The organism is Microcoleus sp. ARI1-B5 (assembly GCF_036705795.1).
GTDB lineage: Bacteria > Cyanobacteriota > Cyanobacteriia > Cyanobacteriales > Microcoleaceae > Microcoleus.
Genome location: NZ_JAUBVK010000001.1, coordinates 483,545 through 491,037, shown reverse-complemented (window position 1 = coordinate 491,037; position 7,493 = coordinate 483,545). Strand labels below are relative to the sequence as shown.

General features: G+C 47.8%; 3 protein-coding genes and 1 CRISPR repeat array. All 3 genes read left to right on the top strand.

Features of this window, described 5'->3' with window-relative positions:
* The first annotated feature begins 484 nt into the window (after positions 1–484).
* The 3 genes from cas1 to QUB63_RS02155 all read left to right on the top strand — a co-directional run bounded on the left by cas1 (position 485) and on the right by QUB63_RS02155 (position 7,308).
* Positions 485–2,476: a CRISPR-associated endonuclease Cas1 gene (gene cas1 / locus QUB63_RS02165; protein WP_332943126.1), complete on the top strand. Its 1,992-nt coding sequence runs from the start codon at positions 485–487 to the stop codon at positions 2,474–2,476.
* Positions 2,477–3,147: 671 nt separating this feature from the next.
* Positions 3,148–5,894: a CRISPR direct-repeat array (repeat unit 36 nt; unit sequence ATTTGACTTACCACTTCCCCTCACGGGGATTGAAAC).
* Positions 5,895–6,061: 167 nt separating this feature from the next.
* Positions 6,062–6,646: a Uma2 family endonuclease gene (locus QUB63_RS02160; RefSeq protein ID WP_332943125.1), complete on the top strand. Its 585-nt coding sequence runs from the start codon at positions 6,062–6,064 to the stop codon at positions 6,644–6,646.
* Between the two features lie 26 nt (positions 6,647–6,672).
* A complete protein-coding gene (locus QUB63_RS02155; RefSeq protein WP_332943124.1) occupies positions 6,673–7,308 on the top strand; it encodes a Uma2 family endonuclease in 636 nt (211 codons plus the stop codon).
* Positions 7,309–7,493: the final 185 nt, after the last annotated feature.

The window sequence follows — 7,493 nt, the reverse complement described above, 5'->3', positions numbered from 1 at the left end:
AGAGGACTCAGAAGAAAAATTTTAAACTCATTAGTCCTCTTCAGAGGACTTTAGCTATTAGCCAGGGACTTCAGTCCGGCAGACCGACAACCGCCTCTATGTAGGCTGGTTCGGCGTCTTCTTTAGCTATTAGCCAGGGACTTCAGTCCGGCAGGGGTTGAAACCCCTGCCTCAAAGCTAAAGTCCTCTTAAGAGGACTCAGAAGAAAAATTTTAAACTCATTAGTCCTCTTCAGAGGACTTTAGCTATTAGCCAGGGACTTCAGTCCCTGGCGGACTGGCGGGCGGGTGGGAGGACTGGCGGACTGTATCTCTTAGTCCCTCTCTGCTAGGACTTTGTTTGACAAGACGCGGTTTCAACCGCCTCCTTCACAGACAAAATAACCAACCCAAAATTAATATCAAACACTCTCAGAAACGCACTCAGGAACAAACTTAACCCCCAGCAAGATGGAAAGAGTAATCCACTGCTGGGGATTTTTAATGTGGATTTTTCCTACTGGCATTTGCTGGCCGCTTGGCAGCTTGTTCGCACCCGCAGCAATGCGGCGGGAATTGACGGCCTGACTTGCGAGTTGTTCGCGCAGGCTGCTGAAGAACAGTTGCATTTGTTGTTTCGAGATTTGATGCACTCGCGCTATTTTCCCAAGCCGGCTAAAGGGTTTCACATCCCGAAAAAAAGCGGCGGACACCGATCGATCGGCATTTCTACTGTGCGCGATCGCATTGTACAGCGCCTGCTGCTCCAATCTCTCTATCCCGTACTCGATGAGGTTTTCAGCGACACTTGCTACGCTTATCGGCCCGGTTATTCCGCAGATATGGCCGTCGCCCATTTGTCGGAAATTTACACCGCACAACCGACTTGGATTGTCAAGGCCGATATCGAAAAGTTCTTTGACAATCTCTGCTGGCCGCTGCTGTTAACCGATTTGGAACGGCTGCAAATTGCACCGGTGCAAGTTCAGTTAGTCGAACAGCAACTCAAAGCGGGCATCGTGATTTCCGGCCGCTATTTCAATCCCGGTAAAGGAGTTGTCCAAGGCAACATTCTTTCCGGTGCTCTGGCTAACCTTTACCTCACTGAATTTGACCTGCTTTGCCAAACTGCCGGCATCCATTTAATCCGGTACGGCGATGATTTTGCTGTGGCTGCGGGCGGGTTGTTGGAAGCAACGCGCGTTCTCAATTTAATTGATGGCTGGCTGGCTGATATTTACCTGGGCCTCCACCCGGAAAAAACTCGGATTATTGCGCCGCACGAGGAGTTTACTTTTCTCGGCTATCAGTTTAACAGCGGTCGAGTTATCGCGCCTGTCCGCAAAAAACCCTCGTTTCCCCAACTTCCAAAACAGAGCACTTTGCCGCCTTCTAAAGCGCCGCGCAGTTGCAGCATTGTCAAAACTCACCCCCCCCGACCCCCCCTTGCTAAGGGGGGGAGTTCTGAACATTTCTGGAGCGAATCGATGACTACTTTATATGTTACCGACCAAGGTGCTTACGTGAAAGTGCACCACCAGCAGTTTCAAGTTCTCTACGAAGGACAACTCCGCTGTTCCGTTCCCGTTAACCGAGTCAGCCATATTGTTTTATTTGGCTGCTGCAATTTGTCTCACGGTGCGGTGAGTTTGGCGTTGCAGCGGCGAATTCCGGTGATGTTTCTCTCTCACCAAGGGCGCTATTTCGGCCGGTTGGAAGCTGAGGGGATGGCGGAAGTTGAGTATTTGGCGAAGCAAGTTTTGCTTTCTCAAAACCCGGAATTCGTGCTGCGGCAAGCTCAAAGTATTGTGGCGGCTAAGCTGCACAATTCCCGGATTTTACTGATGCGGTTGAACCGTCGCAAGCATCACCGGAAAGATGAGGTTGTGAAGGCGATCGCAGATTTGGCTGAGTTGATGACCAAGGTGCCCACTACTGAATCAGTAGAGGTGCTGTTCGGTTATGAAGGACAGGGAGCTCACGTTTATTTTCAAGCATTCGGGAGTTTGCTGAGCGAACCGTTTGTGTTTGAAAAGCGGACTCGCCGCCCTCCGACTGACCCGGTTAACAGTATGATGAGTCTCGGTTACACGCTGCTGCACCAAAATATTTTTTCTCTGGTGCAGGCGGTGGGGTTGCACCCGCACTTCGGCAACCTGCACGTTCCGCGCAAGAATCATCCGGCTTTGATTTCGGATTTGATTGAGGAGTTTCGCGCGCCGGTGGTGGATTCTTTGGTGGCTTATTTGGTGAATTCTAGCATTCTGACTTTGGAGGATTTTACGCCGCCGGACGGACGGGGCGGGGTGTATCTGTTCCCGGATGCTTTGAAAAAATACCTCAATCAGTGGAATGACAAGCTGCAAACCAAGGTGACGCACCCGCATACGGGATATAAGGTGAATTATTACCGCTGTCTGGAGTTGCAGGTTTGGGAGTATATCGCTTGTTTGACGGGGGAACAAGAGGTTTATCGACCCATGAAGTGGGACAAGTAATTGGTTTTACTCATTGACTAGCATACAGGCTTTACCTGTAGGGCCGGCGACACCCCACGATTGGCGTGACAACTTAAGACTGAAACCCTCTGTATCTCTCGCTTGTAGCCGAGTCTCGCTCCCCCTCGCATACCCCCTACTCGACCCCTACTCCCCTTAAAAAGGGGAGTAGGGGTTGACTTTGAAGGTTCCAGTTCCCCCCTTTTTAAGGGGGGCGCCGGGGGGATCGAGTGGCTCATCCTCAGACAGCAGACTGATACTAACTTTTCATGACTTTTGAACTGAAAAACGCTGTTTGAGCCGCTGTTGTATCGACATCATCAGCGGCTTTTTTTTTGGGGTGCTTGACAGCGATCGAGGAGTCGGGTATGTTGTTTGTGTGCTCAAAATCAAGTTCAACCTGAACCTTGACAAATTAATATTTTTCGTGTTATGGCAACCTAGCTAAGTTTCTGTTTTCGGTCTTGAAAAAGCCGGATTCGCTAGGGTCGCTGAATTGCTGAAACCCCGATTGTTTGGTTGACCCTAGCGGGTCGCTTACGCAGTAAGGGTTTGAGGCTTGTTAACCGAGTCGCAATTTTCAATAAATTTAGGTTATTGGCGAGATAGAAGGGGGGTAGCGAATTTGGCTACTTGTATCCCTGATTCGACAAGGCTTCTGGAGTGAGACTATTTGACTTACCACTTCCCCTCACGGGGATTGAAACATCGGAGTAAACGGTGCGGGTTGAACTGGGGTGACAGTATTTGACTTACCACTTCCCCTCACGGGGATTGAAACTCGTACTCATAAGAGTCTCCATTGTCAACGTACTATTTGACTTACCACTTCCCCTCACGGGGATTGAAACTTTGACAGGCTTTTATAATCATTTAGATCTAACTATTTGACTTACCACTTCCCCTCACGGGGATTGAAACCTCCCAAAGTGTTGGCGTGACTGGGGTTGGCCACATTTTATTTGACTTACCACTTCCCCTCACGGGGATTGAAACCTGCTGTGTTTGAAGACGCTTTGGTCCATTTATTATTTGACTTACCACTTCCCCTCACGGGGATTGAAACGATACACAATCACCTCTTCCGGTTTTACAACCTGATTTGACTTACCACTTCCCCTCACGGGGATTGAAACGAGTTGAGCAGCTTCGTAGCTTTCCCGATAACCTGATTTGACTTACCACTTCCCCTCACGGGGATTGAAACTTTTTTCGACCCTGTTTTCTTGATTTTTTCATTATTTGACTTACCACTTCCCCTCACGGGGATTGAAACATGACCATTGTTATTGTTCCGTCCGCACCAACAGTGTTTCCACCATTATTTGACTTACCACTTCCCCTCACGGGGATTGAAACCTGGCCGCACTTGACACACTGATATGCGTCGTCTGATTTGACTTACCACTTCCCCTCACGGGGATTGAAACTTGGGAAAAAGATCTCCCGGTTGAATCACCGAAACCAATTTGACTTACCACTTCCCCTCACGGGGATTGAAACTAGCTGGAATACCAGCTGCCTGCAAGGGGTCTAAAAATTTGACTTACCACTTCCCCTCACGGGGATTGAAACAAGTGGAAGCTTCGGAAGCTCCAAGACGAGTCGTACGATTTGACTTACCACTTCCCCTCACGGGGATTGAAACAAGGCCTCTCACTACTTTTTGGAGAAACTCACTATTTGACTTACCACTTCCCCTCACGGGGATTGAAACTTCAATGATTTCCTGTTTGGGTTTTTTTGTCGTGACTGATTTGACTTACCACTTCCCCTCACGGGGATTGAAACAGGAGCAGCCGTCATACCGCCGGAAGGAAGAATCGATTTGACTTACCACTTCCCCTCACGGGGATTGAAACTTTAAAACCTAAATTGCACGAACTATCTCCTACAGATTTGACTTACCACTTCCCCTCACGGGGATTGAAACTTACAGTGATTTCGATTTCAACGTGACCATCGAGGAATTTGACTTACCACTTCCCCTCACGGGGATTGAAACTGTAATAAGAGCTTGGTTTTTTATCTCAGTGAAATATTTGACTTACCACTTCCCCTCACGGGGATTGAAACAAGCATATTCAATGCCACAGTTATGACAAGAATAAATTTGACTTACCACTTCCCCTCACGGGGATTGAAACTAGAATTTAGCTGTGCAGTAGTCGGAACAACTCTTCGATTTGACTTACCACTTCCCCTCACGGGGATTGAAACCTATTTAACGGGCAACTTTTGGCCTGTTTTTCGTTACATATTTGACTTACCACTTCCCCTCACGGGGATTGAAACTCGCAGTACTCGTTGTCGACTAAAGATTCAGATTCAGAACCAATTTGACTTACCACTTCCCCTCACGGGGATTGAAACGGTGACATTAGAGATTATGAAAATCCAAAATGTTATTAAATTTGACTTACCACTTCCCCTCACGGGGATTGAAACCTGGGAAGCTGATATGCTTCCTGTATACTAACATTTTCAGGAAATTTGACTTACCACTTCCCCTCACGGGGATTGAAACTCGCTGAAGCACCGGTTATTGCTGCACCAGATGGTCATTTGACTTACCACTTCCCCTCACGGGGATTGAAACAAGGCGTTCGTAGCCACAAAACCAATCATTTTCAGAACTATTTGACTTACCACTTCCCCTCACGGGGATTGAAACATCGTTAGCTTCTACAAAAGTAGTCTGGGTTAGACCGCCAGAGTATTTGACTTACCACTTCCCCTCACGGGGATTGAAACATCCTGCTCAATCTTTTTCTCTCCGTCTTCTTCATTTGATTTGACTTACCACTTCCCCTCACGGGGATTGAAACATGGGTGTACCACCGGTTGTTGTGGGAGCAGGCTGCGTAGGAGCAATTTGACTTACCACTTCCCCTCACGGGGATTGAAACATTCCCACAGCGATTCCGAACTGAATTCTATAAATTCTGTCTGATTTGACTTACCACTTCCCCTCACGGGGATTGAAACTGGAAAAACTAACCCACAGTCACCAGCAAAAAACTATTTGACTTACCACTTCCCCTCACGGGGATTGAAACCCTTTACTCGTAAGGTAAATGACATTTAAACTTTGCAATTTGACTTACCACTTCCCCTCACGGGGATTGAAACGTTGGAGTGACCTCCACTACTCCGTCTTCATTTAATTATTTGACTTACCACTTCCCCTCACGGGGATTGAAACGAGTTGGTCGCAGAAAAGCTACCAAATTGACAAATTTGACTTACCACTTCCCCTCACGGGGATTGAAACGGCGAACACATGGCTCAAATTGGTCGCGAAGGCGGCCGATTTGACTTACCACTTCCCCTCACGGGGATTGAAACCTTATCGCCAGCAAACCCAACTCGCGCACTGCTTCTTTGACTTACCACTTCCCCTCACGGGGATTGAAACTACCTCAATAAACTAAATAAATTACTCAGGATCTAAAATTTCTAACTAAAGGGTTATATAGGTATAAAACCACATAACAAATAAGTTAGCAGAACCCTTGTGTAGGGAAGAAAGGTCGATCGCCCGAGTGTTGAGTATATAATTGATGAGACAAAAGAGCGATCGCCATGACACAGACGCGCTTAAAACCAAAAGACCAACGGCTAGTGTATTCCGGGATTAGCTGGGAAGAATTTAAATCGATCGAAACCGGGTTTGCGAACGCTCCGGGCATTCGGTTATTTTATTATGACGGCGAGGTAGAAATCTTGGCAGTTTCGCAAGACCACGAGTTTTTTAGCAGGACAATTGCTGGACTCCTGTTCATCTACTGCTTGGAAAAAGAGATTGAATTCGCACCTACCGGCAGCTTTACCCAAGAAAAGGAAGGAATTGCATCGGCACAAGCTGACGAATCCTATTATATCGGCAGGGGAAGAACTGCAAACTCTCCTCCAGATTTATCGATTGAAGTAGTGTTTAGCAGCGGCAACGAAAGCAAACTAAACCGTTACCGAGCCTTGGAAGTGCCGGAAGTGTGGTTTTGGGAAGATGGCTTGTTTGCTATGTATCGCTTGGGCGTTGAGGGTTATCAAAAAATTTCCTCAAGCGCTGTCTTGCCGGATTTAGATATCAGTTTGCTGTCGCGCTGTTTGCTGATGGCTTCAACTTTGGAAGCGACGCGGGAATTCAGGCGCGGAATTTCTATTTAGTCAGCCACAGCATATTAGGACACATCATGATGCAAACCATACAAAAAACAGTCACGTTTGACGAGTTCGCGGCCTGGTATCCAGAGAACTCTGTCCGCCGCTACGAACTACACAACGGAGTAATTGTCGAAATGCCTTTAGGAACCGGCGACCATTCCGAGGTTACGGGCTTTATCTCCGGCGAAATCAATGTTGAAATCAGACGACTGCAATTGCCTTACTCCATCCCCGGTGACTGCCTGCTTAAACCCGTCCGCAACGAGGCTGGTTATCAGCCAGATGCGATCGTCCTAGACCGATCGCAACTCACAAACGAGCCGCGCTGGAAAAAAGAATCTATCATCACGATGGGCCCTTCAGTGCGACTGGCTGTAGAGGTTGTCAGTACGAACTGGCGGGATGATTATTTTCTCAAAGCTTCCGACTATGAGGAAATGGGCATTCCCGAATACTGGATCGTAGACTATCTCGGTTTAGGAGGCCGCAAGTTCATCGGCAATCCCAAACAACCCACTCTCTCGGTTTGCCAACTGGTAGATGGGGAGTATCAGGTCAAACAGTTTCGGGGCGATGACACAGTTGAGTCGCCGGCTTTTCCAGAATTGAACTTGACGGCCGGGCAGATTTTTCGGGCAGGCTTGCCTCCAAGCGAGTTGAGCTAGAAGAACTGGGGCGATCGGTTTCAGGAAAACAGCTATGACAGAAACGCGCTTAAAACCAAAAGCGCATTCATATCCGGCCGGGGCGGGTTTATTGGATTTGGGATTTGTGTTGAATATCAGGGTGAACCCGCCCCTACAAGAATCACGATCAATTGACCGGACATGATATCAAAAGGTTTAATGTA

Coding starts and splice junctions, on each gene's coding strand:
- QUB63_RS02160 (WP_332943125.1), top strand. CDS start 6,062: ATGACACAGACGCGCTTAAAACCAAAAGACCAACGGCTAGTGTATTCC.
- QUB63_RS02155 (WP_332943124.1), top strand. CDS start 6,673: ATGATGCAAACCATACAAAAAACAGTCACGTTTGACGAGTTCGCGGCC.